Raw genomic sequence first — 1,104 nt, 5'->3', positions numbered from 1 at the left:
TGTAAAACCTGTTTTGTATAATTTTATGCGTATCAAAGTGGGGCTGTTGTCGGCAGGCGTTATCAATGAGCCGCTTGATGAAGAATCACCATAGGATAATTTGAGGGATAGCGAAAGCGTCGAACTGTTTGGGGCTGTGGCATGTGGTCTGCAGTCGTGGATGGTTTGGTGGATACTGGCTATGCGATTGTCGATGGAGCATTGGGCGATTGGCTTTGTCAAAAACTTCGGCGAGAGGCGATGCGTTTGTCCGCGACCATGTGGCAAGCGGCTGGTATCGGTCGTAATGAGGCCTACCAAATCAATACACAGGTCCGCAATGATGAGATTGTCTGGTTGCCTCAAGACAGTCCGGCGTGTGCTGAATTTCTCAAAACCATGGAGTCGTTGCGGCTTGCCGTCAACCAAGCGCTGTATCTAGGACTTTTTTCTTATGAAGCACATTTTGCCCGTTATGCGCCGGGGCATTTTTACCAGAAGCATTTTGATGCCTTTCATGGACAGCGAGGACGCGTGCTGACCACTGTGTATTACTTAAATCCTGGTTGGCGCCCAGAGGACGGTGGCGAGTTGTATCTTTATGATGCCATGTCGGCGAGTGAACCGTGTGAGGTGGTGGTGCCTGTGGCGGATCGCTTGGTGGTTTTTCTCAGCGAACGCTTTCCCCATGAGGTGAGGCCGGCGGGCAAGACGCGTTACAGCATCGCCGGCTGGTTCAGGATTCATCACACCAATCCGTTATTGTCCTTGGTCTAGACCGGTCGGTTACAAATACTGAATCAAATCAATGACCTTTTTGACCCCACCGGTATGACGGGCAATGTCAATGGCGCGTTTGGCTTCGTCTCTTGAAGCAATGCCCATTAAAAAGACTTCGCCATTTTCTGTGACCACTTTGAATCGTGTGGGATCGACCTGCTCTTCCATGGCCATTTTGGATTTTATTTTGGACGTGATGTAGCTGTCTTTGGTGCGTCGTCCCATACCAATGATTTCTCCGATGCGGATTTGGTTATGGACCGCATTGACGCCCTCAATGGCCCGCACCAGTGTCGTCGCCCGCATGCGCAATTTCTGATTGGGGGCTTGACCAACCAATAGGAC

Annotated in this window: 2 protein-coding genes; one reads left to right on the top strand and one right to left on the bottom strand. The window is 50.7% G+C overall.

Annotation, left to right across the window (positions count from 1 at the left end; genetic code table 11):
• The first annotated feature begins 141 nt into the window (after window positions 1-141).
• A complete protein-coding gene (locus tag D6694_14390; protein RMH35853.1) occupies window positions 142-756 on the top strand; it encodes a 2OG-Fe(II) oxygenase in 615 nt (204 codons plus the stop codon).
• A gap of 9 nt (window positions 757-765) precedes the next feature.
• Here D6694_14390 and D6694_14385 read toward each other — a convergent pair.
• Window positions 766-1,104: BON domain-containing protein (locus tag D6694_14385; protein RMH35852.1), on the bottom strand; the 339-nt coding region annotated here is incomplete at its 5' end.

The sequence above is a fragment of the Gammaproteobacteria bacterium genome (assembly GCA_003696665.1).
Taxonomy (GTDB): domain Bacteria; phylum Pseudomonadota; class Gammaproteobacteria; order Enterobacterales.
The sequence above is the reverse complement of the archived record's forward strand: the minus strand, read 5'-3'. Positions and strand labels throughout refer to the sequence as shown.

Excerpts from the sequence above, each read along its gene's own strand:
- D6694_14390 (RMH35853.1), top strand. The coding sequence starts at position 142 with ATGTGGTCTGCAGTCGTGGATGGTTTGGTGGATACTGGCTATGCGATT.